Origin of the sequence: Pararhodobacter sp., from assembly GCF_034676075.1 — a bacterium.
Taxonomy (GTDB): domain Bacteria; phylum Pseudomonadota; class Alphaproteobacteria; order Rhodobacterales; family Rhodobacteraceae; genus Pararhodobacter.
This window is the reverse complement of sequence record NZ_JAUCCQ010000052.1, coordinates 1-23,659: the sequence shown is the minus strand read 5'-3', so window position 1 is coordinate 23,659 and position 23,659 is coordinate 1. Positions and strand designations below refer to the sequence as shown.

Annotated in this window: 24 protein-coding genes and 1 pseudogene; 16 read left to right on the top strand and 9 right to left on the bottom strand. The window is 67.4% G+C overall.

What is annotated here, in order from left to right; all coding sequences use genetic code 11:
* Positions 1–604, top strand: a pseudogene (locus tag VDQ18_RS14150) (hypothetical protein); the annotation flags it as partial.
* Positions 555–1,367, top strand: a complete 813-nt coding sequence (locus VDQ18_RS14145) for a hypothetical protein (protein WP_323021569.1) — start codon at positions 555–557, stop codon at positions 1,365–1,367. The pseudogene VDQ18_RS14150 and the gene VDQ18_RS14145, both read left to right, overlap by 50 nt.
* A gap of 292 nt (positions 1,368–1,659) precedes the next feature.
* On the opposite strand, the gene VDQ18_RS14140 is transcribed toward VDQ18_RS14145, so the two are convergent.
* The gene (locus VDQ18_RS14140; RefSeq protein ID WP_323021568.1) at positions 1,660–1,998 is read right to left on the bottom strand and encodes a helix-turn-helix domain-containing protein; all 339 of its coding nucleotides are present in this window, start codon (positions 1,996–1,998) and stop codon (positions 1,660–1,662) included.
* Positions 1,999–2,085: 87 nt separating this feature from the next.
* Here VDQ18_RS14140 and VDQ18_RS14135 point away from each other — a divergent pair, with 87 nt between their 5' ends.
* Complete coding sequence (locus VDQ18_RS14135; protein ID WP_323021567.1) at positions 2,086–3,087, top strand: saccharopine dehydrogenase NADP-binding domain-containing protein; 1,002 nt, start codon at positions 2,086–2,088, stop codon at positions 3,085–3,087.
* On the opposite strand, the gene VDQ18_RS14130 is transcribed toward VDQ18_RS14135, so the two are convergent.
* Positions 3,027–3,257 (bottom strand): hypothetical protein, encoded by a 231-nt coding sequence (locus VDQ18_RS14130; protein WP_323021570.1) that lies wholly within the window; start codon positions 3,255–3,257, stop codon positions 3,027–3,029. The genes VDQ18_RS14135 and VDQ18_RS14130 overlap by 61 nt on opposite strands.
* Positions 3,258–3,295: 38 nt before the next feature.
* Here VDQ18_RS14130 and VDQ18_RS14125 point away from each other — a divergent pair, with 38 nt between their 5' ends.
* From VDQ18_RS14125 to VDQ18_RS14115, 3 genes are all read left to right on the top strand, one after another.
* Entirely contained in the window at positions 3,296–3,457 is a 162-nt protein-coding gene (locus VDQ18_RS14125; RefSeq protein WP_323021566.1) for a hypothetical protein, read from the top strand.
* A gap of 154 nt (positions 3,458–3,611) precedes the next feature.
* Positions 3,612–4,637, top strand: a complete 1,026-nt coding sequence (locus VDQ18_RS14120) for a TRAP transporter substrate-binding protein (protein ID WP_323021565.1) — start codon at positions 3,612–3,614, stop codon at positions 4,635–4,637.
* 196 nt (positions 4,638–4,833) lie between these two features.
* Entirely contained in the window at positions 4,834–5,247 is a 414-nt protein-coding gene (locus tag VDQ18_RS14115; RefSeq protein WP_323021564.1) for a MarR family transcriptional regulator, read from the top strand.
* 15 nt (positions 5,248–5,262) lie between these two features.
* On the opposite strand, the gene VDQ18_RS14110 is transcribed toward VDQ18_RS14115, so the two are convergent.
* Together VDQ18_RS14110 and VDQ18_RS14105 are read right to left on the bottom strand one after the other, a co-directional pair.
* Complete coding sequence (locus tag VDQ18_RS14110) at positions 5,263–6,897, bottom strand: FAD-dependent monooxygenase (RefSeq protein ID WP_323021563.1); 1,635 nt, start codon at positions 6,895–6,897, stop codon at positions 5,263–5,265.
* Between the two features lie 3 nt (positions 6,898–6,900).
* The gene (locus tag VDQ18_RS14105; RefSeq protein ID WP_323021562.1) at positions 6,901–7,977 is read right to left on the bottom strand and encodes a cupin domain-containing protein; all 1,077 of its coding nucleotides are present in this window, start codon (positions 7,975–7,977) and stop codon (positions 6,901–6,903) included.
* 233 nt (positions 7,978–8,210) lie between these two features.
* Between VDQ18_RS14105 and VDQ18_RS14100 the strand changes: the two genes are divergently transcribed.
* Positions 8,211–9,083 carry a 3-keto-5-aminohexanoate cleavage protein gene (locus tag VDQ18_RS14100; RefSeq protein WP_323021561.1) on the top strand — a complete coding sequence of 291 codons (873 nt, stop codon included), beginning with the start codon at positions 8,211–8,213 and terminating at the stop codon, positions 9,081–9,083.
* A gap of 59 nt (positions 9,084–9,142) precedes the next feature.
* Here the strand turns inward: VDQ18_RS14100 and VDQ18_RS14095 are convergent, their stop codons facing one another.
* The 3 genes from VDQ18_RS14095 to VDQ18_RS14085 form a co-directional block, all read right to left on the bottom strand.
* Positions 9,143–10,441, bottom strand: coding sequence for a TRAP transporter large permease (locus VDQ18_RS14095; protein WP_323021560.1), 1,299 nt, complete (start codon positions 10,439–10,441; stop codon positions 9,143–9,145).
* The gene (locus tag VDQ18_RS14090; RefSeq protein ID WP_323021559.1) at positions 10,441–10,986 is read right to left on the bottom strand and encodes a TRAP transporter small permease; all 546 of its coding nucleotides are present in this window, start codon (positions 10,984–10,986) and stop codon (positions 10,441–10,443) included. Before VDQ18_RS14090 ends, VDQ18_RS14095 begins: the two co-directional genes overlap by 1 nt.
* 128 nt (positions 10,987–11,114) lie before the next feature.
* Positions 11,115–11,966: a helix-turn-helix domain-containing protein gene (locus tag VDQ18_RS14085; protein WP_323021558.1), complete on the bottom strand. Its 852-nt coding sequence runs from the start codon at positions 11,964–11,966 to the stop codon at positions 11,115–11,117.
* Between the two features lie 339 nt (positions 11,967–12,305).
* Here VDQ18_RS14085 and VDQ18_RS14080 point away from each other — a divergent pair, with 339 nt between their 5' ends.
* From VDQ18_RS14080 to VDQ18_RS14060, 5 genes are read left to right on the top strand one after another with little or no spacing between them, the layout of a single operon-like run.
* Positions 12,306–13,286, top strand: coding sequence for a VOC family protein (locus VDQ18_RS14080; RefSeq protein ID WP_323021557.1), 981 nt, complete (start codon positions 12,306–12,308; stop codon positions 13,284–13,286).
* Between the two features lie 35 nt (positions 13,287–13,321).
* Positions 13,322–14,176 (top strand): fumarylacetoacetate hydrolase family protein, encoded by an 855-nt coding sequence (locus VDQ18_RS14075; RefSeq protein ID WP_323021556.1) that lies wholly within the window; start codon positions 13,322–13,324, stop codon positions 14,174–14,176.
* A gap of 29 nt (positions 14,177–14,205) precedes the next feature.
* The gene (locus tag VDQ18_RS14070) at positions 14,206–15,921 is read left to right on the top strand and encodes an FAD-dependent monooxygenase (RefSeq protein WP_323021555.1); all 1,716 of its coding nucleotides are present in this window, start codon (positions 14,206–14,208) and stop codon (positions 15,919–15,921) included.
* Positions 15,908–16,924, top strand: coding sequence for a zinc-binding dehydrogenase (locus VDQ18_RS14065; RefSeq protein WP_323021554.1), 1,017 nt, complete (start codon positions 15,908–15,910; stop codon positions 16,922–16,924). The genes VDQ18_RS14070 and VDQ18_RS14065 overlap by 14 nt, the downstream gene beginning before the upstream one ends.
* Positions 16,921–17,544 carry a glutathione S-transferase family protein gene (locus VDQ18_RS14060; RefSeq protein WP_323021553.1) on the top strand — a complete coding sequence of 208 codons (624 nt, stop codon included), beginning with the start codon at positions 16,921–16,923 and terminating at the stop codon, positions 17,542–17,544. Before VDQ18_RS14065 ends, VDQ18_RS14060 begins: the two co-directional genes overlap by 4 nt.
* 15 nt (positions 17,545–17,559) lie before the next feature.
* Here VDQ18_RS14060 and VDQ18_RS14055 read toward each other — a convergent pair whose 3' ends face one another.
* Together VDQ18_RS14055 and VDQ18_RS14050 are read right to left on the bottom strand one after the other, a co-directional pair.
* Positions 17,560–18,357, bottom strand: a complete 798-nt coding sequence (locus VDQ18_RS14055) for an enoyl-CoA hydratase/isomerase family protein (RefSeq protein WP_323021552.1) — start codon at positions 18,355–18,357, stop codon at positions 17,560–17,562.
* 61 nt (positions 18,358–18,418) lie between these two features.
* Positions 18,419–19,159: a TetR/AcrR family transcriptional regulator gene (locus VDQ18_RS14050; RefSeq protein WP_323021551.1), complete on the bottom strand. Its 741-nt coding sequence runs from the start codon at positions 19,157–19,159 to the stop codon at positions 18,419–18,421.
* A gap of 163 nt (positions 19,160–19,322) precedes the next feature.
* Here VDQ18_RS14050 and VDQ18_RS14045 point away from each other — a divergent pair, with 163 nt between their 5' ends.
* The 4 genes from VDQ18_RS14045 to VDQ18_RS14030 form a co-directional block, all read left to right on the top strand.
* Positions 19,323–20,387 carry an ABC transporter substrate-binding protein gene (locus VDQ18_RS14045; protein ID WP_323021550.1) on the top strand — a complete coding sequence of 355 codons (1,065 nt, stop codon included), beginning with the start codon at positions 19,323–19,325 and terminating at the stop codon, positions 20,385–20,387.
* A gap of 20 nt (positions 20,388–20,407) precedes the next feature.
* On the top strand, positions 20,408–21,505 hold the full coding sequence (locus VDQ18_RS14040; RefSeq protein ID WP_323021549.1) for an ABC transporter ATP-binding protein: 1,098 nt from the start codon (positions 20,408–20,410) through the stop codon (positions 21,503–21,505).
* Positions 21,502–23,271, top strand: coding sequence for an ABC transporter permease subunit (locus VDQ18_RS14035; RefSeq protein ID WP_323021548.1), 1,770 nt, complete (start codon positions 21,502–21,504; stop codon positions 23,269–23,271). The genes VDQ18_RS14040 and VDQ18_RS14035 overlap by 4 nt, the downstream gene beginning before the upstream one ends.
* Before the next feature lie 20 nt (positions 23,272–23,291).
* A partial coding sequence (locus VDQ18_RS14030) for a class I adenylate-forming enzyme family protein (protein ID WP_323021547.1) occupies positions 23,292–23,659 on the top strand: 368 nt, incomplete at its 3' end.

Sequence of the window (23,659 nt, the reverse complement as noted above, 5' to 3'; positions counted from 1 at the left end):
AGTTGGGCCGGCCTCTAATCGACGGTGGAGGAATAATCCCGTGGCAGGTCAAACTAACGCCTCGCTGCGGCCTTCGCCGCTGCAGGACTATGTCGTCGCGAGGCTGGCGGGCGCTTCCGGCCCCGCATGGCTTGATGGCCAGGGGATCGAGCAGGGCGTCCGTGCCACCGAGATGCTGGGTGCGGTCATCGCGTTCGGAGCTGGGCAGAAGGCCTCCAACATGACCGAGAGCATGTGGGATGAAGCCGGCCGCGCGGGGTGGCCGGTGATGAGCGAGGGGGAGGCGGCGATCGGTACCACCTTTATGGATCTGTTGGAGCGTTCCGAGACCAATCCCGGCTCCATGCATCCCAAGACTGCTTATGGCATGCTCTATGCTTGGATGTCCGCATCGCGGCTGACCAAGGATCCCGGGGCCATCTGCCCTCTTCTGCGGGAGCACATCCTCGACACGGTGCCCCTGACGAAAGGGCAGATCCTCTTGGGCAGCCCTGTTGAGGCCCCCCCGTGTCAGCAGTGTTGCCAAGATTGCGGCCGGAGAACTCGTACATCCGATGACGCTCCGGAACCTGCTCGCCGACCAAGGGGCCATTTCCGCCTCTGACCGGGAGGCCCCGTGCGGTCATATCTTCCTGCGCTACGACGACGCGCGCCCGTCTATTCGGATGCTGAAGCATGCTGTGCCGGTCAGCCGCTTGCCGGAGTTTCTGGGAGCATCACGCCCTATGGTCGCAGCCCTTCTTGAGATCGGGGCGCTCACGCGGCTTACGGGGGTCGAGGCGGCTTCCAGCAAAATGAGCAAGGCAGTCGATGGGCTGGAAATGGCGGCTTTCCTGGAGCGGATGCAGGTGCGCCTTCCCGAAGTCGCGGAGAAGGCGACGACCATGGTGACGCTCGCCAAGGCTGCAGAGAAGGGGAGGGTGAAGATGTCCGTCATTCTATCGATGTTGCTGCAGGGGCGCTTGCTGCGTGCATGCCGTTTGGCCGGTGCCGCTGGCCTGGCGGCCGTTCTCGTGGATCCTCAGGAGATCAAGTCGAAGCTTGCGCTTCCCCGTCCCGGGATGAGCGGGGAGTTGGCGCTCATTATTCTCGGGTTCGATCCCTCCCGAGGCCGTCGCGTGTTCTGCCATCCCGAAGCGGCACCGCTGATTGCATCCGAGCCTTACGGCGAGGACGTATGGGTTTCGCCCGCGGCGCTCGAGAACTTCCGGCAGAAATACGTGACCAAGAAGAGGCTGCCTCTGGTCATGGGTGCAAGACCGCTCGCCATCGAGAAGTTGCTTCGTGAACGCGGGGTCAAGCCGATCTGGGACCCAAGGGAGTTCGGTGCTGCTATCTATGAGAAGGCAGACCTGCCCAAGGTTTGATCCGGACGCCGACGACTTTGAATTGGATGCCGCCGAAAGGCGGCATTTTTCTTGGAAAATCGATGGACATTAATCCTGTGCCAAAAGGACAAACTGGCCGCCGCCGGTGCGAAGGGGATTTCTTACAGTGATTTATTTCAATGACTTGCGGGTATATCGAGTGACCCCAATGGTGTTTTTTAGGTGGGTCCTACATGCGCTGAAAGACCGTCCTGACAGGTCGGAAGACAGAACGCCGGGGCTGAGGCTCCGGCGTTATCTCATTGAAGGGCAAGGGGGCCAGGGTTCCGCGTCAGTCCCCGGCGTCGGCGAAGTCCTCGGCGGCGGCCCAGTCGTAGAGGTCGGAGAGGATCCCGCGCAGGCCCTCGCCGCGGGGGGTGAGGGCGTAGGTGACCTCGCGCGGGTAGACGTTGGTTTCCTCGCGCCGCACCAGATCGCGGCGGGTCATGCCGGCCAGACGCTCGGTCAGCACCTTGGGCGAAATGCGCGGCAGCAGCGCCTGCAGTTCCGAATAGCGCTTCGGCCCGCCCGACAGGTGCCAGAGCACGAGGGCGTTCCAGCGGTGGCCCAGAAAGCCCAGCCAATCCTCGGCCAGGCATTCGTCGGGGCGGCAGATTGTCGTCTCGGGCATCGGGCTTCCCATTTGGTTAGTCCTGAGTCGCTGTGATTTCAGCGCGCGGGGGACCTGGTGCGGGTCCGGTAGCGCAAGGAATGCGACATGAACAGGATACTCATCATCGGCGGCTATGGCCATGTCGGCCAGAAGATTGCCCGGCGTCTGATCGCCGCGGGCAAGTCGGTGACGATTGCCGGGAGGGATGCGGGCAAGGCCGCGGCGGCGGCGGCGCGGCTTGGCTGCCAGGGGGGGACGCTCGATCTGTCGCGCCCCGAAAGCTGGGAGGGGCCGCTGGCCGGGGCCGAGGTGGTGATCTGCTGCCTCGACACCGAGAGCGCCGATTTCGCGGGGGCGGTGCTGTCGCGCGGGCTCGTCTATCTCGACATTTCCGCCACCGATCAGGTGCTGCGGCGGATCGAGGCGCTGGATGGTCTGGCACAGGAAAAGGGCGGGCTGGCGGTGCTGTCGGTCGGGCTGGCGCCGGGGCTCACCAACCTGCTGGTCCGGGAAGCGCGCGAGCGCTGCCCCGAGGCGACGCGGTTCCGCATCGGCGTGCTGCTGGGGCTGGGCGACAGCCATGGTCCGGCGGCGATCGACTGGACGCTGGGCAGCCTGGCGCCGCTGGGGCGCGGGGATATCCAGCCGCTGCGCTTCGGGCGGGACCGGCGGGCGCAGCCGACGATCCCCTTCGATTTCGCCGATCAGCACAGCCTGATGCGCCGGGGATATCGCCGGGTCGAAACGCGGCTGGCGCTGGCCTCGCCCCTGATTGCGTCCTGGTCGCTGCGGCTGCTGGCCTGGATGGCGGGGCGCCCGGGGCTGCGCAAGGCGCTGGCGGCGAGCATGCCCTACCTGCGGGTCGGCAGCGACCGGACGGCGCTGGTGGTCGAGGCGTTTACCGCTGACGGCTCGGCGCCCGCCCTGCGCCTGACGCTGGAGGGTCGGCAGGAGGCCGAGGTGACGGCATTGGTCGCGGCCGAGGTGGCGCTCAGGCTGCCGCAGCTGGCTGCGCGCGGCGTCCGGCATCTGGACGAGCTGCTGCGCTATGACGACCTCCGTCCGGTGCTGGCCGGGGAAGGGATCGCGCGGGAGGGGCGCGGCTGAAATCTGGGGGGCCCCCCTGGGCCTCGTCGCCCCGGGGCGGTCCGGTCTTCTTCGGCCATCTGCGTCCGGTAGTCCCGCAGCAAGGTCACGCGCCGGGGCCGGAAGCTCTGGCCCGTGGGGGTGGCGTCCCGGATCCGGTCGGCCCTGAACATGCGGAAATCCGCGCGCAGGCAGCACCAGGATCCGGCGGCGGCTGGGCGAGGGGGCGGTGCTTGGCCTGGCGGTGGGGCTGGGCTTTCTGGTGCCCATGACCTTCCCCATCGCCATCAACCCGCTGTTTCCGCGGCCGATCCTCTACGGGCTGCTGAACGCGCCCTATTTCCTCGTGGCAAACCTGCTGGCCTGCCTGGTCCTGGTCGCGATCTCCTGACGCTGGGGGGCGGCCGGTGATTATCGGCTGATGGACAAGATCCAGATGCTGGTTGAGACGCTGCCCGCCCCTCATACCCTGTTCCTGACCCGACAGGCGGCCGCCGGTCCGCCGCCCCCGGGGTACAAGACTGTCAGGGAGGACAAGGACGACCATGACCCATGCATTCGGAAAGACGTTGCTGAGCCTTGCCACGGCGCTCGTGCTGGGAACGGGCGCGGCGACCTGCGCGCAGGCCCAGCAGGAGTTGCGCTTCACCACCAGCGTGCCGGCGAATTCCTTCATCTATGCGGATATCCTGTCGGTCTGGGCCGAAAGGGTGACGGCGGATTCCGAGGGCACGCTGACCATCCGGCTGTTCCCGGCGGGCACCCTGGGCCGCGATGCCTCGGCCCATCTGGACATGGTCCGCAACGGCATCGTCGACCTGGCCTATTTCATCCCCGGCTATACCCCCGGGGCGATGACCGAGGCGACGATTGTCGAACTGCCCAACATGGTGCCCAGCGCCACCATCGGCTCGGTTGCCGCGACGCGCATGGTCGAAGAGGGGCTCTGGACCGGGCAGGGGATGGAGAGCGTCAAGATCCTCGGCATGTTCTCGACCGCGCCGACACTGCTGACCACCCGTGGGCCGGTGGCCTCGCTCGAGGACGTCGCGAACCTCAACCTGCGGGGCGCGGGGCCGACGCTGCTGGCCTCGATCGAGGCGATCGGCGCCACGCCGGTGGGCGGCCTGACTGCCCCGCAGATCGCCGAGGCCCTGTCGCGCGGGCTGCTGGACGGGACGATCAACGAATGGGTGGCGCTGACCATCTTCGGCATTTCGCAGACGGCGCAGAACCATCTCAACGTGAACATGGGGGCCTCGGCCATCATGGTGGCGATCAACCGCGCGACCTATGACGCGCTGCCCGCCGCCGCGCAGGCCGCCATCGACCGGCACTCGGGCGAGGCTTTCGCGCGGCTCTGGGGCGAGACCTTCGACGCGCGGATCGAGGCCTTCCGCAGCGCCGCCGAACAGGAGCCGGGGCGCAATTTCACCACCCTGTCCGAGGCCGAACAGGCGCGGTGGGACGAGCGGTTCCAGACCGTCATCGACGGCTGGATCGCCGAGACCCCGAACGGGCAGGCGCTCTATGACAGCTTCCGCGCCGCGGTGGCCGAGGCCGCGAACTGACAGTGCGTCAGGGCTGGCCCGGTGCAGGCCAGCCAGGCGCGCCGCGGACCCGGCGATTGCACGGGTCCGCGGCGCGCTCTAGACTGCGGGGCAACCACCCATCCGGCCGGCCGGGCGCCGGCCTTTCGGTGCCGTCAGGGGCAGAGCATTGAGAGCAAAAGATATTTACGTTCAGCCCGGATATCTTTTCCGCCGCATGCACCAGCTGTCGACCGCGGCTTTTGGCATCCTGAACGCGCCGGAGCCGATCACCCCGGTGCAATTCGCCGCGCTGCTGACGATCCGCGACAATCCCGGTATCGACGCCACGCGCCTTGCCGCTGCGATCCGGTTCGACCGCACGACCATCGGCCATGTCATCGGCCGGCTGGAGGCGAAGGAGCTGATCATCCGCACCGAAGGCAGCCTCGACAAGCGCACCAAGCAGGTCCGGATCACCGGCAAGGGCTCGGCCTTGCTGGACAGCGCCGGGCCGCGGGTGGGCGAGGTGGCGGATCTGCTGCTGGCGCCGCTGTCGGGACCGGAACGGGCCGAGCTGATGCGGCTCCTGCGGCTGCTCGACGATGCGGCCACGCGGCGCGAGGAACAGGCCGCGCCGTCCGACGAGTGAGTCCGGGCGGCGGGATCACGGGGGCGGTCTGTGCCCCGTCACCGCGCGCCAGACCCGCAGTGGCTCGGCAGGAGGCGCCTCTCCCCGCCAGCAGACATGGCCGTCGGGGCGGACCAGGACCAGCGGTCGTTCATAGGCTGCGGGCACCGGCCCGCCGTCGAAGCGGATCTCGCGCACGGGGATGCCCAGCGACCGGCCCGCGGTGATGAACGCCCCGGTCTGCGCCACCGGATCGCAGACCACCAGGGTGAAGCCGCGACCGTATTCATCGAGGATCGAGCGTTCCTCGCCCAGATCCACATGCGGAGCGCGGGCGCCCGGGCGCGTGGTCGGCAGATAGACCATGTGGTCGTCGGGCCCATCGAGGCTGCCATCGGGTACGATCAGGGGCGAGCCAGCATAGCGATAGCCCAGCTGGATGCCCGGGGTCACGAATTCGCGCAGCCGCAGCGCGAAGAGCCGGTCGTGCACCTCGGCGCGGGCCGCCTCGCCCTCGGCTCCGTCGGCGTCGAGCTTCGGATCCGGGGCGATCATGTGGTCCAGCACCCGGTTGTTGGCGGCTTCGTTGGTATTGCGGATGGCGATGGGGCGGCGTTCGGCCTCGTAGCTGTCGAGCAGCGCCTCGGGCGCCCAGCCCTCCTGCACCGCGGCGATCTTCCAGCCCAGATCGACCGCGTCGCCGATGCCGGTATTGGCGCCGAAACCGCCCTTGGGCCAGCGCAGATGCGCCGCGTCGCCGAGCAGGAACACGCGGCCCTCGCGGTAACGCTCGGCCACCACGCGATGCCCGGACCAGGGTTGCGCCTGCAGCACGTCGAAGGGCAGGGCCTCGCCGATCACCGAGCGGACGACCTGATCAGGGATCTTGTCCTCGACGGTCAGGGCATAGATCGACAGCCGCCATTCGTCGCGCCCATCGACCGAGGTGAGGTAGCCCCGCGCCGCGTCACCCAGCGTGTGGACCTGCGCCATGGGGCGCCCGAACAGCCACTGCAACCGGGCGCCGAGGCCCGGGCAGCGGAAGTAGACGGCGAAATTGTATCCTTCGCCGAAGGTGCCGACATAGGACAGCCCCAGCGCCTTGCGCACCCCGCTGCGGCCGCCGTCGCAGGCGGCAAGCCAGCGGCAGCGCAGCACCCGGCGCGCGCCGTCGGCGGCCTCGGTGAGGCATTCGACCCGGCCCGCGGCCTGATCCTCGTGGAAGGACACCAGCCGCGTGCGATACATCAGCCGCCCACCGCGCGCTTCTGCCGCGCGGCGCAGCGCCGGGTCGAAAGCCTTCTTGGGAAAGAAGAAGCCGCCTTCGGGGGAATGTGGATCCTGTTTCGGGGCATCGGCGTTCGAGACGCCGGGGAAAAGCGCCAGGGGCTTGCCGTCCAGCCGTGTGCAGAAGCCGATGTCGCGGGGCGCGTCGGGCGGGAAGGCGTCGCCCTGGCGCAGTTCCCGGGCGATGCCCCAGCGGCGCAGGTGTTCCATGGTGCGCGAGAAGAAATTCTCGCCCGCCGGGAAGGTGACCGCGCCGTCGCCCTGTTCGAGCAGGATGTAGTCGACGCCCCGGTAGCCAAGTTCATTGGCCAGGGACAGCCCGACCGGCCCGCCGCCGACGATGATGACGCTGGTCTCGGTTCCGTCGGTGAGGGAATGCGCCATGCCTCAGTCCTTCCTGCCCGACGCCGCTTCGCGCAGCAGCCCGAAGGCGCGCAGGATCGGGCGGTCGCTGTAGGAAAAGAGCACCGCCTCGCCGCCCGTGCTCCAATGCTCATGCTCGACCCAGGAGGGAATGACGAAGGTGTCGCCCTCCTCCCAGAGGATGTCGCGCCCGCCGATCCGCGAGCCGCCGCCGCCCTCGGCCACGTGATAGATCGTCGAGGCGGTGTGGCGATGCGCCTGTGTGTGCTCGTCCCGGCGCAGAAGCTGCAGATAGGCCGAGAGCGTCGGCAGGGTCGGGCCGCCGGTCAGCGGGTTGACGTATTCAAGGATGATCCCGTCGAAGGGGCTGCCCGCGTCGTGGCGCAGCGCGTGGAGCGCGTCGCGGCTGGTGGTCCAGCGGTAGTTCAGGACCGGCGACAGGTCGGAACGGGCGGGCGCCTGCCAGGCGGGGCGCAGGCCCCGGCCCCAGCGGTGCAGGCTGTCCTCGCTCTCGCGCAGGATGGGCTGGCGCTGGTGGTCGCCCTGTGCGTAATCCTCGAAGAAATTGGCATCCAGCAGGTTGACGAAGGGCAGGTCCAGCCCGTCGAGCCAGGCCATCGGCTGAGCCGAGTCATTGCCGTGGTCGTGCCATGCCCAGGCGGGCGTGGTGACGTAATCGCCCTTGCGCATCAGGGTCCGCTCGCCGTCGACGGCGGTATAGGCGCCGTCGCCCTCGATGATGAAGCGATGCGCGCTGGGCGAATGGCGGTGGCTGTCGGCGATCTCCCCGGGCATCAGGAACTGGATGCCGCCAAAGATCATGCCGATCGTGCGTGCGCTCTTGCGGTCGAAGGCGGGGTTGATCAGCATGAGGACGCGGCGCTCGGCCTCTTGCGGGGTGATCAGGTCGCCGCCGCGCAGCATCATCGGCTTGATGTCGCGCCAGCGCCAGATATGCGGGACGCCCTCGACCCGGGGTTCGCTTTGCACCGCGGCGCCGAGATTGAGCCAGAGCGGCATGATGCTCAGGCGCTCCAGCTCGGCGTGGAAGGCCGCGCGCTGTGCCTGGAGGTCGTTCGGCAGATGGGGTCCGGCGGTCACGGCTTTCCTCCTTGAGGGGGGCAGGGGTGGCGGGGAATTTGGCAGCGCACTGTCAATTTCGATGCTGTCCCGTTTCCGTCCCGGGTGAAAGCGCCGTCTGGCCGTCGTCCGGCCCGTGGACAGGCGGCATTCCTTGGGGCGTTCCCCGGCGCGTTCGCGGGCCGGACGCTGCCGGGGCCTGCCTTGTTGGCCGCGGGTTGCGGTGAAACTCTGCCCGGGGAGAGGGAGGACCCATGATGAGCAAACGATTGTTGACCTGCGCCGTGCTGGGCAATTTCACCACGCGGGCGCAGAACCCGGCCTTGCCGATCACCCCGGCCGAGATCGCCGCCGATTGCCTGGCCGCGGCGGAGGAGGGCGCCTCGATCGTGCATATCCATGTGCGCGATCCGGTGACGCAGCAGCCCTCGATGGAGACCGCGCTTTACGCCGAGGTGGTGGCGCGGATCAGGGAGGTACGCGACGACCTGATCCTCAACCTGACGACGGGCAATGGCGGACGCTATCACCCCAGCGACGACGATCCCGCGCGCCCGGGGCCGCGGACCAACCTGCTTCCGGCCGAGGCGCGGGTGCGCCATATCCAGGCGATCCGGCCCGATATCGCCACGCTCGACCTCAACACCATGGTTTTCGGCGGAGAGGTGGTGATCAACGCGCCGGAATCGGTGCGGCGGATGGGCAAGATGATCCTGGAGGCCGGGGTCCGGCCCGAGATCGAGTTGTTCGATTCGGGCGATATTGCCCTGCTGAAGGCGCTGCAGAAGGAAGGCGCCTTACCCGAGGCGCCGCTCTGTTCGGTGGTGATGGGGGTGCCCTTCGGCTTTCAGCCGGGGCCCGAGACGGTGCTCTATGCGCGCGGTCTGCTTCCGCCCGGGGCAATGTGGACTGCCTTCGGGACCGGGCGCGCGGCCTTTCCGATGCTCGCGCAATCGCTGCTGGCCGGGGGCCATGCGCGGATCGGGCTGGAGGATGCGGTCAAGATCGACGCCGAGAGGCTGTCGCCCTCGAACGCGGCGATGGTGCGCAAGGCGCGGCGGATGATGGAGGATCTGGGCTATCCGCCCGCCACACCGACCGAGGCCCGCGCCCTGCTGGGGCTGTGACAGCGACGGAAACGCCGGCCCCGGGGCCGGCGTTTCGCGTCTGCCCGTGGCGCCGGGGCCTAGAGGATGCTCGGCAACCACAGCGTGACCTGCGGAAAGACCGCAAGGATCAGGATCCGCAGGCAATCGGCCAGGAAGAAGGCGAAGATCCCGCGATAGATCGCAGAGAGCGAGATATCCGAGCGCATCGCGTTCAACAGCATGACATTGATGCCGATGGGGGGCGTAAGCATGCCGACGCCGATGAGCGCCACGTTCAGGATACCCCACCAGATCGGATCATAGCCCATCGACAGGATGATCGGCAGCACGAAGGGTAGGGTGACCACCACCGCCGCCACCTCGTCGAAGAAGGCGCCGAGGAACAGATAGACCAGGATCAGCAGGAAGATCACCCCGGCGGGCGGCAGGCCCAGGGCGTCGATGCCGCCGATGATCTCCTCGCTGACGCCGCTGAGGCTGACGAAATAGGAAAAGATCATCGCGCCGAAGACGATGACATAGATCATCACCGTGGCGACGCTGGCGTCCGACAGGACCTCGACAAAGGTCTGGCGGTTCAGCTTGCCGCGGCCCAGCGCGAAGAGGAAGGCGAAGACCACGCCGATCGCCGCCGCCTCGTTGACGGTGAAGATGCCCGAATAGATCCCGCCCAGCACGATGATCGCCAGAAGGATCGCGCCCCAGGACCGGCCGATGGCGCGGATCCGGTCGCGCAGCGGCAGCTTGTCGGTGCCGGGCATCAGCGCCGGGTTGCGCCGGGCGACGATCCAGATGGCGGAGAGGTAGAGCACCACCGACAGCAGCGCCGGGATCATCGCTGCCGAGAACATGGTCAGCACCGATTGTTCGGTCAGGACCGCGTAGAGCACCATGATGCTGGAGGGGGGCACGATGATCCCCAGCGTTCCGCCCGCGGCCACCACCCCGGCCGAGCTGCCGCCGGAATAGCCGCGCGCCAGCATCTCGGGCAGGGCGACGCGGCCGAAGGTGGCGGTCGTCGCCACGGCCGAGCCGCAGACGGCGCCGAAGCCCGCGCTGGCGACGATGGTGGTCGCGGCAAGGCCGCCGGGGCGATGCCCGACCAGCGCCTCGGCGGTCGCGAAGATGTCCTTCGCCAGCCCGCCCGCCGCAGCAAGGCTGCCCATCAGCATGAAGAGCGGGATCACGGCAAGGTCGAGGCTGGCCATGGTCGAGGCAGGCTCGGTCGCCAGCAGCGTCAGCGCCGCGTTCCAGCCCGCCATCGAGGCAAAGCCCGCGAGGCCGACGACGCCCATGGCGACGCCGATCGGGACATGAAGCGCGATCAGCGCGAACATCGCGGCAAAGCCGATCAGGGCAACGCTGGCGGGATCCATCACGCGTCTCCTTCCGGCAGGGGGCGGGTCTGGGGGACAGCGGAGGGACGGTCGGCGAAGGCGCCTTTCAGGGCGATGACATCCTGCAGCACGTTGAGCGCCTGCACCGCGGCCGCGAAGACCAGGAACAGCGCCGCCGCCGCCCACCAGGGCCAGACGGGCCAGGCCAGCACCCAGGTCCGCCGCCCGCTGAGGTACATGCCCTCGGCATAGGGAATGAACTTCCACGCCATGACCCCGAAGAAGGCCAGCACAACCAGCCCGGCGAAAAGCGTCAGGATCCGGTGGGTGCGCGGCCCGGCGACGCCCCCCAGGACCTCGACCGCGATGTTGCGGCGTTGTGCCAGATTGGCGGGGATGCAGCTGGCGATGACCACCGCCATCACCACGGCGCTGACGTCGTTCACGCCATGCAGCGGCGCCGAGAAGGCACTGCGCAGCAGCGCATCGAGGCTGGTCATCACCGCCAGCAGCAAAAGCCCCGCGAAGCCCAGCAGCGCCAGCCACAGCGTCGCGCGGCGCACAAACCTGTCCAAAGCGTCCAAAGCGCCTCTCCTCCCTCGGTGAATGGCGAATTCGTCCGATGACGAGTCCTAGGGCCTGCGGCGCGCGGCCCTTACCGAAACCTGCCGAGCGTCCGCGCGCCGGACAGAGGCCGGGAGGGAGAGGGGCCTCAGACCGCCGTGCGCAGGCGGGCGATCTCGCCCTTGCTGACGTTGCCGACCAGATCGCGCGAGATCCGCGCGGCGGTTTCCAGCAGGTCCTTGCGGTAGAGTTCGACCGCACGGGCGAATTTCAGCGAGGTGGTGGACCAGATCAGCGTGATGCAGGCAAAGACCCGGTCCTCGTACCAGATCGGCGCCGAGATGCTGCCGGTCTCGGGCGTGAAATCGGCGATGCGGAAGCCGACGCCCAGCTCGCGCACCCGCTTGAGGATCATCTCCAGGCTGCCATCGGCCATGACATGCGGCGGCTGTTGGCCGGTGACCTCGGTCAGGACCTTGATCAGCGCCTCGCGCTCGGCCTCGGGCGAGAAGGCGAGCAGCGCCCGCCCGGCCGAGGTTCCCAGAACCGGCAGCTGCTTGCCCACCATGCCATGATTGACCGAATAGGGGCTGATCTGATGCGTCGATTCCCGCACTTCCATGTGGTAGTTGCGCAGCGTGACCAGATCGAGCGGCCAGAGCACCCGCTGCCCCAGTTCGATCATGTGGGGCAGGGCGATGTCGCAGACCCAATCCTCGTCCCGGAAGCCGGAACTGAGGGATTTCACGTGCAGCGTCGGGCGCCATTTGTTCGAGAAATGGTCGCGCGTCACCAGCCCCATCTCGGCCAGCGTTTCCAGCAGGCGATAGACGGAGGGGCGCGGGATTCCCGTCACGTCGGCGATTTCCGTCGGCTTGACCCCGTTGAACCGGTTCACCGCCTGCAGGATCTCGATCCCGCGCTGAAGCGATCTGATCGTTGAAAGCGAAGAAATGGCGTGCCCTCCCTGGCAGGGGCATCCTCCGATGTCCCAGCGCATAGTAGGGGCCGGGATCGCGTTGGCGCAAAGATTATTTGAACAGTAAGCTGTCGAAATTGGAGGGCAGGGAGGAGGTTTTCCGGTATGATTTCACTTTATATATTTGAAATATAAGGCATTTGACGGGTGATTGGACCCTTTCCCACCCGCCTGGAAATTATGAAAACGTCCATCAGGCGAACAAGTTGGAAGTTTCGGACGCAGCCCGGGGCGAGGCGTGCCAAAGACTCGTCTCGACGGGGCTGCCCGGTCCGGTGTGTCGCCGGGTTCCGCCGCCCCTTAGCCCGCCCCCTCGTCACTGACGGCAGGGGCGGGACGGGAACCCCAGGGAGAGGTCGCATGTCCATCACGTCGCTTGGCTATATCGGCATCAATTCGACCCGGCAGGCCGAATGGGAGGGCTTCGCCACCGGGCTTCTGGGCATGCAGAAAGTCGACCAGGGCGGCGGCATGGGCCTCTACCGGATGGACGACCGCAAGCAGCGGCTGATCGTCACCGGCGAGGGCGACGAGGACCTGGCCTTCATGGGCTGGGAGGTCGACACGCCCGCCGATCTCGATGCCCTTGCCGCGCGGCTTGAGAATGCGGGCGTCCGGGTGACGCTGCACGGGGCAGGGCTGTCCGATCAGCGGCATGTGGCGCGGCTGATCTCGTTCCACGATCCCGACGGCAACCGGCTCGAGGCCTTCTGCGGGCCCGAGATCGCCAGCGATCCGTTCCTGTCGGGGCGGCCGATCTCGGGCTTCAAGACCGGTTCGCTGGGCATGGGCCATGTCGTCCTGCATGTGGCCAGGGTCGAGGGCCTCCTGCATTTTTACCGCGACCTTCTGGGTTTTCGCGTCACCGATTACGGGCTGACGCCCTATCCCCTCTATTTCTTCCACGTGAACGGGCGCCACCACAGCTTTGCCATGGTCGGATCCGGCCGCAAGGGCGTGCATCATTTCATGGTCGAGCTGCTGTCGCTCGACGATGTCGGGCAGGGCTACGACATCGCCCAGCAGCGGGACGAGGGCATCGCCTATTCGCTGGGGCGGCATTCGAACGACCACATGATGAGCTTCTATTCCAACGCGCCGTCGAATTTCTTCGTCGAATACGGCTGGGGCGCGCAGATCGTCGATCCGGCGAGCTGGGAGCCTTTCGAGACGACCGAAGGGCCCTCAACCTGGGGGCACGAGCGGCTGCACCTGCCCGAGGACAACCCAGTGCGCCTGAAAATGCGCGAGATGCGCCACAAGACCGCGCGCGACGGCTTCCGCGCCCCCGATCCGCAGCCGAACTGCGCCTGGCTCGATGCCGTGGTGCGCGCCGAATAACGGCCCGACCCGACTTTTTCCGTTCCCTACCAAGGATGACGCCTGTGCGACTTGCCTCTTACCTGCTGCCCGACGGCACCCCTTCCTATGGCCGCGTCGACGGCGACCGGATCCTCGACGCGGGCGTGGCCCTGCGGGCGCGTTTCGCCGATCTGCGGGCACTGCTGAGTGCCGATGCGACCGGCGAGCTGGCGCATCCAGCGGGGGCCAGCGTTCCCCTTGATGCGGTGACGCTGCTGCCGCCGGTCCCCAATCCCGAGAAGATCATCTGCATCGGCCTCAACTACATGGGCCATATCAAGGAAACCGGACGCGAGAAGCCGACGCATCCGTCGATCTTCACCCGTTATCCGCAATCCTTGGTCGGTCACGGGCAACCGATCGTCCGGCCCAAGGTCTCCGAGAAATTCGATTACGAGGGCGAGTTCACCGTGATCATCGGCAAGGCCGGGCGTGGCATCGCGCCCGAGGCGGCGCTTGATCACGTGGCGGGATACACCTGCCTCAACGACGGCTCGATCCGCGATTTCCAGCGCCACACGACGCAATTCTGGGGCGGCAAGAACTTCGATCGCAGCGGCTCGATGGGGCCGTGGATGGTGACGCCGGACGACTTGGGCGATCCGAGCCTGCCGAGGCTGGAAACCCGCCTCAACGGCGCGGTGATGCAGGCGACCTCGGTGGGGGATCTGGCCTTCTCGATCCCGGAACTGATCGCCTATGTCTCGACCATCACCGAGCTCTACCCGGGCGACGTCATCGCCACGGGCACGCCCAGCGGCGTCGGGCTGTTCCGCGATCCGCCGGTCTTCATGAAACCGGGCGACCGGATCGAGGTCGAGATCTCGGGGATCGGCACGCTGTCGAACCCGGTCATCGACGAATCCTGACCCCCTCACGTCGGAAGACAGGAGAGCTTATGCCCAAGGCATTCACGGACGTCGCGATCATCGGCGGCGGTCCTGTCGGCTTGGCTGCGGCCAATCTGCTGGGCCATCTCGGCATTGATTGCAGCCTGTTCGAGCGCAATCCCACGACCTCATTCCATCCGCGCGGGCATGTCGTGAACACCCGCACCATGGAGATCCTGCGCGGCATCGGGCTGGAGGAGGCGGTGAATGCCGTCTCGCTCCCGGTCGAGCGCCATGCCGGGATCGGCTTTTACACCAGCCTCTGCGGGCACGAGATCGGCGTCATCGAGACACGGGTCAACGCCGAATGGCGTCGCGTCGAGGAAAGCCAGAGCCCGGCGCTGAAACGCTCCTGCCCGCAGGACCGGTTCGAGCCGGTCCTGCGCGAGCATGCCGCGCGCTACCCCACGGTTGCGCTGCATTTCGGCTGCCGGGTGACGGGCCTGCGGCAGGATGCAGAGGGGGCGGACCTGTCCTGGCAGGATGAGGACGGGACCGAGGGGACGACACGCGCGCGCTACGTCATCGCCGCGGACGGGCCGCGCAGCGAGGCCCGCGAGGCTGTCGGCATCGCCCTGCAGGGCCGCTCCATCGGTCAGCAGATCGGCATCTATTTCCACGCCGACCTGTGGGAGATGGTCAAGGACCGGCCCTATCTGCTGTTCTGGATCTATAACGCGGCCACCTCGGGCGTGTTGATTTCGCTCGATGGCCGCCGCCGCTGGACCTATAATTTCGGCTATCGCGACGATCAGAGCCGCGAGGATTTCACCCTCGAGCGCTGTCTGGACCTGTTGCGGGCGGCCATCGGCTCGGCCGAGGTCGAGATCGACATCAAGAACATCATGCCCTGGCGCATGCAGGCGCGGATCGCGGACAGCATGGGGGCGGGGCGGATCTTTCTGGCGGGCGATGCCGCGCATCCTCTGCCGCCGACCGGCGGGCAGGGGATGAACACCGGGATCGCCGATGTGCAGAACCTTGCCTGGAAGCTGGCGCTGGTGCTGCGCGGCGCCGCGCCCGAGAGCCTGCTGGAAAGCTACACGACCGAACGTCGCCCCGTCGCCCGGTTCAATGTCGAGCAAAGTGCCCGCAACGCCCAGGCGATGGCCCGCAAGGGCTTGTCGGGGATGCTGGCAAATGACAGCGCGCTTCTGGCCAATCTGGAGGGGCCCTCGGGTGCCGCCAACCGGGCGCGTCTGGCCGAGGGGATCCCCGAACAGCGGGCGCATTTCGACTATGCCGGGCAGACCTTCGGCTATTTCTACGAGTCACCCCTGATCACCCCGGACGGCACCCCCGCGCCCGAGGCCGATGTCGTGACCTACCGGCCCGTGGCCCGCCCCGGCCATCGCGCGCCGCATCTGCCGGTGCGGATGGGCGGCCGGGAATGCTCGCTGATCGACCTTTTCGCGCTCGATCATTTCACCTTGCTGACGGGGTCCGAAGGGACAGCCTGGCGCGACGCCCTGTCCGCCGCGGGGCCAGAGCTGCCGCCGGTCAAGGCCCTGACCATCGGACGCGAGGTCGAGGTCGCCCCCGGTGTCTGGGAGGACCTCTACGGCGTCGCACCCTCGGGGGCGGTCCTGATCCGGCCGGATGGCCATGTTGCCTGGCGCGCGGCGGCAGCGGGCGAGCCCGGGGCCTTGGACGCGGCCCTTCGGCGCGCGGTAGGGCTGGTGTCTTCCCCGACGACGAAAGGCGAGACGCATGGCGCTTCCTGACCGGCAGAATGTCATTCGGATCACCGCGGCTGGCGGGCCCGAGGTGCTGGTCCCCGACCTCGGCCCGGTGCCCGGACCCGGTAGGGGGCAGGTGCTGATCCGGGTCGCGGCCGCGGGCGTCAACCGCCACGACATCCACCAGCGCGCGGCCGGTCGCCACAGCGACGGCCTGGATATCCCGGGGCTGGAGGCCTGCGGCACCATCGCGGCGCTCGGCGCCGGGGTTGCGGGTCTGGACCTCGGCGCGCGGGTCGTGGCGCTGGTGCAGGGGGGCGGTTACGCAGAATACGTGCTGGCCGAAGCACCTCTGGTGCTGCCCGCGCCCGAGGGCCTGTCCGATGTCGAGGCGGCGGCGGTCCCGGAGGCGGCCTTCACCACCTGGTGGAACTACTTCGGCCTGATGGCGCTGCGGCCCGAGCACTTCGCCCTGATCCACGGCGGCACCAGCGGTGTCGGGCATCTGGCCCTGCAGGCCCTTTCCGCGCTGGGCTATCCGATCCTCGCCACCTGCGGCACGGCCGAGAAATGCGCCGCGGCCGAGGCCTTCGGGGCGAAGGCGGCTTTTTCCTATGCCGACCCGGATCTTGCCGCCAAGGTCATGGCGGCGACCGGGGGGCGGGGGATCTCGGCGCTGGTCGATGTCTCGGCCGGGGCGCATCTGGCGCAGGACCTTGCCATGATGGCCCCCGATGGCTGCATCGCCCATCTGTCGGGCGGGGCCGGGGCCGAGCTTCGCCTGCCGGTGCGGGCGCTGATGGAGAAGCGGATCCGCATCACCGGCTCGCTGCTGCGGCCCTTGCCGCTGGCCCTCAAGACCGGGATCGCCGAGCGGTTGCGGGCCGACCTCTGGCCCCTGCTGGGCCGCTCCGTGCGCCCGGCCATCGCCCGGTGCTTCGATCTGCGCGACGCTGCCGCCGCGCATCAGGAGATGGAACGAAACCGCCATATCGGCAAGATCATGTTGACTGTCGGTCAGCCCGAACCGCCAAGGACCACGCCATGAAGCTCTATTACTCGCCCGGCGCCTGTTCGCTGGGGATCCATTTCCTGCTCGAGGAAATCGGCGCGCCTTACGAGGCGGTGCCGGTGATCATCAAGCAGGGCGACACCTTGAAGGAGGCCTATACCCGCCTCAATCCCAAGGCGAAGGTGCCGCTGCTGGAGCGTGACGACGGCAGCCGCCTGAGCGAATTCGGCGCCATCTGTCGCTGGCTGTCGCGGACGATCGGCGCGGATCTTCTGGCCCCCGCCGATCTGGAGGAGGAGGTGCGCAGTGTCGAAACCCTCGATTTCATCGTCGGCACGATCCATATGCAGGGCTTCTCGCGCATCCTGCGGCCGCAGAAATTCTCGCCCAGCGAGGCGGACCTCGACTGGGTCCGCGCGCAGGGGGGCGAGATCGTTGCCAAGGGCTTCGCCCATCTGTCGCAGCAACTGGGCGAGGCGCCGTTCATCATGGGCGCGCGGTTGAGTGTGGCCGATGCCGCGCTGCTCTATGTCCTCTTCTGGGGGATCGAGCGGGCGCGGCTGGACCTGCCCGCCAACCTGCAGGCCTATTACGCCCGAATGAGCGCGCGGCCCTCGGTCGTGCGGGTGTTCCGGGACGAAGGTCTCAGGGGCTGAGGGCCGCCCGCGCCGTCACTGCCCGGCGCTGTCCGGCCGGAATCTGTCCGGCACCGCATCCTGCCCGCTCGACAGCCGCTGAAAGCGGTCGATGGCCCGGATCAGGCGGTAGTTGCGGGCGGTGTCGTGAAGGTCCGACAGCGACAGCGTCTCCATCTCGGCGCTGAGCGCCAGGGGCGGGTGGCTGGCGATCTTTTCGGCCATGGCCAGGGCGCGGGGGGCGGCGTCATCGCCCTCCGTGACCTCGTTCACCAGGAAGCAGCGGCGCGCCTCCTCGGCGTCAATAGGCTCGCCGGTGAGGGAAATCTGCATGGCGATGGCGCGGGGCAGCATCTGCATGATGCCCGACATCGCCGCCGCGCCTGCCATGCCATAGGAGATCTCCGGCAGGCCGAACTGTGCGTGACATGAGGCGATGCGGATATCCGCCAGCCGGCAGGCATAGATGAAGCCTTGGCCGAGGCACCAGCCGTTGATCGCTGCGATCACCGGCTTGTTGCGGCGCAATTCCAGCACGTCTCGGTCCCAGCCGGGCTGATCATCCTGGACTGACTCGCCCTGGCGGGCGCCCAGCGTGCGGCGCACTTCCTGCGGGGGCGTCAGCGTGGCGCGTTCGCGCTTGATGTCGTCCCCGGCGGAAAAGGCCCGCACCCCGGCGCCTCGCAGCACCGCCACCCGCGCTGATCCGTCCGCCTCGAACGCCCGCAGCGCCTGATAGAGGTCGCGGTGCAGATCCGGCGTCAGCAGGTTGAGCGGGCCATTGTCCAGCACGATCTGCGTGACGCCGCCGGACGAGGAGGTGAGGATGGGCATGGGGCGCGGGGTCCTAAGTCTAAGGTTTCGCCGTGACTCTTTCTAAATTTTCGACATTATGTCAATAATCTTGTTGGGACCGGATCTGCATTTCGATCAGCAGGGCTCTTTCCCAAATATCGGAAATCGCTGAGGAAAAATCCTCGGTGCGGGAAAGAGTCGCGCGCAGGCGCTCGCTGCCATAGGTGAATCTTTCTCGGGCGGCGGCCTCGGTCATGGCGATCAGCATCAGGGTCAGGGCCTCCATATGCTCCTGGCTGGCCCGCGACAGCTCCACCAGCCCGGTTGCCGCCAGCCGCTTGACGACCTGCCGGGCGAGGCGGGTGTTCATCTCGTGCCGCATGGCTGCGAATTCCGGCAGGTTGGGCGCGACGCTTTCGAGCGCGGCATAGAGATGGGCGTTGGTCTCGTGCATGCGGCAATAGCGCAGGTTGGCATCGCGGATCACCGCCAGAACCGTTTCGGAGCGGCGCGGATGCCGGGACTCGCGCCATTTCATGCCCGAGAATTCGCGCAGCAATTGCACGAGGATATCGCTTAAATCATTGAAGTATGTATAGAAAGTTGGCCTGGATACGCCGGATGCCGCGGCGATGTCTCCGATCGCCACCCCCGTCACACCCCGTTCCTTCAGCAACGCCGAGAGGGAGGCGAGCAGCTGGAAGCGCGTCCTTTCGCGCTTCGGCAGCACCTGCGACCCGGCCTGTTCCAGAAGCCATGAGGAGAAATCCTCGCCCGTCGCGCCGGGGCTTTCTGCCGCTTCCGTGGTCGCCATTACCATCTTGTCCTGCTGACCTGCCATGTCACCACACCTTCATGCTGCCTGCCGCTCTCCGGACTTGGGGTGCCGACCGGGATTGCAAAATCGTGCTCTCCCCAAGCAAAAACATAATTGACTAACTGTCAATAGCGGGTAAGCATTCCCAAAATAAACCACGCAACGACCCGCACAACAGGAGTTTGAGATGACGACCTATCCCCGATTCACCAGGCGCGCCGCTCTGCGCGGCGGCATGGCGGCCGGCACTGCGCTGCTGATGACGCCTTATGTGCGGCCTTCCTATGCGCAGGAGAACCGCCTGGTCTGCCGCGACGCCGGTGTGGGCACCACGTTTCAGGACATCTATGCCCGCCCGTTCTACGAGGCGACGGGGATCGAGGTGGTGGGGGTCGTCAGCCAGACCGAGCCCGTCGGCATGATCAAGCAGATGGTCGAGACGCAGACCTATACCTGGGACATGGCCAGCGGCATGAGCGACGCGGCCGCCTTTCAGCTGATCACCGACGGCGATTATCTGGAAACGCTGGACCTGAGCGCGGAGCCGGTCTGGGCCAAGGTGCCCGATCAGTTCAAGACCGAGCATTTCGCGGCCTCGGCGGTCGTGGCCTCGTGCATGGCGCTGAACACCGAGGCGGCTTCGCGCCCCGGCTCCTGGGCGGATTTCTGGAATGTCGAGGCCTTCCCGGGCCGCCGGGCGCTGCGGGGCTTCCCGCTCGACACGATCGAATTCGCGCTGATCGCCGACGGGGTGGCGCCGCAGGATGTCTATCCCTGCGACCTGGACCGGGCCTTTGCCAGTCTCGACCGGATCAAGGACCATATCGACGTCTGGTGGGCGAACGGGGCGCAATCGGCGCAGTTGCTGCAGAACGGCGAGGTGGATTTCCTCAACACCTGGAACGGCCGCGCGCAGCCCCTGATCGACGGTGGTCTGCCCATCGCCATCAACTTCAATGGATCGCTCTGGGGTGGCAGCGGTTTCATCGTGCTGAAGGGCACGCCGAAGGCCGATCTCTGCCGCCAGTTCATCGCCTTCTGCCTCGAGGCGCAGCAGCAGGGCGCCTACAGCAACGCCACCGGCTACGGCTTCACCAACCCCGATGCGCTGGCCTTCGTCAGCGAGGACGTCGCGCCGAAACTGCCGACCCATCCCGACAATTCGACCAATTATGTCGCCGTCGATTACCGCTATTGGGCCGCGGCGCGTGCCGAGGCCGTCGACCGGATGAACGCCTGGCTTCTCGACTGACGGGCAAGGGTACAAGCATCGTGACCAAAGAGCAGACAACGAAGCTGGAGATCCGTGGCATCACCAAGAGCTACGGCAGGACTCTGGCGCTCGGATCGACCGATCTGGTCGTCGAGAAGGGTGAGTTTCTCACCCTTCTCGGCCCCTCGGGCTCGGGCAAGACCACCCTTCTGATGATGATCGCGGGCCTGACCGAGCCCAGCGGCGGGCGGATCCTGATTGATGGCGTCGATGTGACCGACCGTCCCAGCAGCGAGCGCAACATCGGTGTGGTGTTTCAGAATTACGCGCTGTTTCCGCATATGACGGTGGCCGAGAACGTGGCCTTCCCACTGAAGATGCGCAGGCGCCCGGCCGACGAGACCGCCGCCGCGGTCAAGGATGCGCTGGCCATCGCCCAGCTGGACGAGCTGGCGGGTCGCTACACCGACGAATTGTCGGGCGGCCAGCAACAGCGCGTGGCGCTGGCGCGGGCCATCGTCTTCCGTCCGGCGCTGGTACTGATGGACGAGCCGCTGGGCGCGCTGGACAAGCGGCTGCGCGACGATCTGAAGGAAGAGATCCGGCGCATGCACCGTCAGCTTGGCACGACCATCGTCTATGTCACGCATGACCAGGACGAGGCGATGATGCTGTCCGATCGCATCTGCCTGATGGACAAGGCGCAGGTGGTGCAGGTCGATCCGCCGTCCCGGCTCTACAATGCTCCGAAATCGCGCTTTGCCGCGGATTTTCTGGGGGAATCGAATTTGTTGCCCGCGCAGGTGGTCAGCACCTCGGCCGAGGGTCTTGTGCTGCGGCTGACGGGCGAGGGCGTCGCGATCAACGCCGCCCCGGCTCCGGGCCTGTCCGAGGGCGACGAGGTGCTGGCGATGATCCGGCCGGAACGGTTGCGACTGGCAGGGGCGGGCGAGGCGGGGACGATCCCGGCCGAGGTCACCGCGATGCTGGATCTGGGCGGCGTGCACCGGCTTCGCGCCTCGCTCGCCGGTGGCACGAAACTGCGGGTCACGCTTCTGGGCCAGCGGCAGGCCGTGGCCGAGGCCGGGTCACGCATCGCGCTTGCGGTCGATGCGAGCGACGTGGTGGTGCTGGGTCCCGAGGCGGTGGCGTCATGAGCGACCTGGCGCAACCCGCCCCGAAACCCCGCGCCTCCAGAGCCCGCCGTCTGGCGCTGCGCAACCTGGCGCTGGCTGCGCCCGTTGTCCTCTTGCTGCTGCCGTTCTTCGTCTATCCGACGGTCTCGTTCCTGCTGCGTGCCTTCGACACGCCCGAGGGTCAGCCCTGGTACGCGAATTTCGAGCGGTTCTTCACCGCGTCGGCCTATGGACGGGTGCTGGCCGAGACGCTGATCATCTCGGCCTGGGTGACGCTGGCCACGGTTCTGGTGGCCTATCCGGTCGCCTATGTGCTGGCCCGGGCCCCCAGACGCAGCAAGTCGTGGTGGGCGCTTTTCATCCTGCTGCCTTTCTGGTCCAGCTTCCTGGTACGGACCTTCGCGCTGGTGCTGATCCTGGGGCGCAACGGACCGCTCAATGATGCGGCCATGGCCATCGGCCTGGTCGACAGCCCGATGAACCTGCTGTTTTCCCGCGGCGCCGTGCTGGTCGGCATGACCAGCGTCATGACGCCCTTCGCGGTGCTGACCATGATCGGCGTCTTCGAGCGGATCGACCGCTTCCTGCCCCCCGCGGCCGAGACGCTGGGCGCGCGGCCCTCGCAGGCGTTCTTCCGCATCTACCTGCCGCTGTCGATGCCCGGGGTGACCGCCGCGGCGCTCCTGGTGTTCGTCACCTCGATCGGCTTCTTCATCACACCGGCGCTGCTGGGCTCGCGCTACGAGACCATGATCGCCCAGCCCATCATCCAGCAGGTGCTGGATCTGGGGAACTGGTCCTTCGCCGCATCGATGTGCGTGATCCTCTTTGTCATCACCATCGCCGTCTTCGTGCTCTATGACCGGCTGGTCGGCATTTCGAGCCTGGTGCAGCAGGGGGGCGGGCAGCGCAGGCGCGGGGGCTTCGGCGCGCGGCTGGCGACGCGGGTCTTCGACGCCCTTGGCGACGGGCTCGCCGCTCTCGGCCGTCTCATGCCCTTCCGGGGTGGCAAGGGCAGGGCTGGGGCACGGGCGGTGGCCGGGTTTTCGGTCTTCGTGCTGCTGGTCCTCAATGTGCCGGTGCTGTTCCTGCTGCCGGTCTCGGTCACCGAAAGCGCCTTCGTGTCCTGGCCGCCCAGCGGCTTCACCCTGCAATGGTACGCCCAGTTCTTCGACATGCCGATCTGGCTGCAGGGCACCACGCGCTCGTTCCTGGTGGCCTTCGGCACCTCGCTCCTGTGCTTCCTGATCGGCGTGCCCGCGGCCTTCGCCATGCTGCGCCTGTCGGGGCGCAAGGCGGCGGCGCTGATGGTGCTGATCGTTTCGCCCATGGTGCTGCCCAAGATCGTCATCGCCGTGGGGCTCTTCTACCTCTACGCCCGGATCGGCCTTGTCGGGACCGAGATCGGCCTGGTGCTGGGGCATACCGTGGTGGCGCTGCCCTATTTCTTCATCTCGCTGGTCGCGGTGCTGAAATCCTACAACTGGCGGCTCGACGATGCCGCGGCCTCGCTGGGCGCCTCGCCCTGGAGGGTGCGCCGCCATATCACGCTGCCGCTGATCTCGACCGGGCTGATCTCGTCGGCGATCTTCGCCTTCGTGGTCTCGCTTGATGAGCTGAACATCGCGCTCTTCACCTCGGGCGGGCTCGCCTCGACCCTGCCCAAGCTGATGTGGGAATCGGCGACTGTCGGCTTCACGCCGCTGTTGGCCGCGGTCTCGACCATGTTCCTGCTGTTCCTGACCGTTGTCGTGCTGAGCGGCCTCTATCTGGGCCGCCGCCGTTGAAATCCGAGGATGTGACACAAGTGACTGACCTGCCGACAGATCCCGTGCTGAAGACCGTCTCGGGCGCCAGCATCGCGCCGCCCTTCGCGAATATCGGCGCCTTCATCCACGATTGCGCCCGCCGCTTTCCTGACACCATCGTCATCGATTGCTTCGAAGATGACGAGCGCATCACCTATCAGGCCTATGACCGGCTCTCGAACAGCGTGGCCAACGGGCTCGAGGCGCTGTCGGTGGGGCCGGGCGACAAGGTGGCGACGATGATGGCCAACAGCATCGCCTATCCGGTGATCTGGGCCGGGCTGTCGAAGCTGGGCGCGGCCATCGTGCCGGTGCCGACCAGCTACACCGCCGCCGAGCTCGACTACATCCTCGGCGATTCCGAGGC

Coding starts and splice junctions, on each gene's coding strand:
- VDQ18_RS14145 (WP_323021569.1), top strand. CDS start 555: ATGACGCTCCGGAACCTGCTCGCCGACCAAGGGGCCATTTCCGCCTCT.
- VDQ18_RS14140 (WP_323021568.1), bottom strand. CDS start 1,998: ATGCCCGAGACGACAATCTGCCGCCCCGACGAATGCCTGGCCGAGGAT.
- VDQ18_RS14135 (WP_323021567.1), top strand. CDS start 2,086: ATGAACAGGATACTCATCATCGGCGGCTATGGCCATGTCGGCCAGAAG.
- VDQ18_RS14120 (WP_323021565.1), top strand. CDS start 3,612: ATGACCCATGCATTCGGAAAGACGTTGCTGAGCCTTGCCACGGCGCTC.
- VDQ18_RS14115 (WP_323021564.1), top strand. CDS start 4,834: ATGCACCAGCTGTCGACCGCGGCTTTTGGCATCCTGAACGCGCCGGAG.
- VDQ18_RS14110 (WP_323021563.1), bottom strand. CDS start 6,897: ATGGCGCATTCCCTCACCGACGGAACCGAGACCAGCGTCATCATCGTC.
- VDQ18_RS14100 (WP_323021561.1), top strand. CDS start 8,211: ATGATGAGCAAACGATTGTTGACCTGCGCCGTGCTGGGCAATTTCACC.
- VDQ18_RS14095 (WP_323021560.1), bottom strand. CDS start 10,441: ATGGATCCCGCCAGCGTTGCCCTGATCGGCTTTGCCGCGATGTTCGCG.
- VDQ18_RS14085 (WP_323021558.1), bottom strand. CDS start 11,966: ATGCGCTGGGACATCGGAGGATGCCCCTGCCAGGGAGGGCACGCCATT.
- VDQ18_RS14080 (WP_323021557.1), top strand. CDS start 12,306: ATGTCCATCACGTCGCTTGGCTATATCGGCATCAATTCGACCCGGCAG.
- VDQ18_RS14075 (WP_323021556.1), top strand. CDS start 13,322: ATGACGCCTGTGCGACTTGCCTCTTACCTGCTGCCCGACGGCACCCCT.
- VDQ18_RS14070 (WP_323021555.1), top strand. CDS start 14,206: ATGCCCAAGGCATTCACGGACGTCGCGATCATCGGCGGCGGTCCTGTC.
- VDQ18_RS14065 (WP_323021554.1), top strand. CDS start 15,908: ATGGCGCTTCCTGACCGGCAGAATGTCATTCGGATCACCGCGGCTGGC.
- VDQ18_RS14060 (WP_323021553.1), top strand. CDS start 16,921: ATGAAGCTCTATTACTCGCCCGGCGCCTGTTCGCTGGGGATCCATTTC.
- VDQ18_RS14055 (WP_323021552.1), bottom strand. CDS start 18,357: ATGCCCATCCTCACCTCCTCGTCCGGCGGCGTCACGCAGATCGTGCTG.
- VDQ18_RS14050 (WP_323021551.1), bottom strand. CDS start 19,159: ATGGCAGGTCAGCAGGACAAGATGGTAATGGCGACCACGGAAGCGGCA.
- VDQ18_RS14045 (WP_323021550.1), top strand. CDS start 19,323: ATGACGACCTATCCCCGATTCACCAGGCGCGCCGCTCTGCGCGGCGGC.
- VDQ18_RS14035 (WP_323021548.1), top strand. CDS start 21,502: ATGAGCGACCTGGCGCAACCCGCCCCGAAACCCCGCGCCTCCAGAGCC.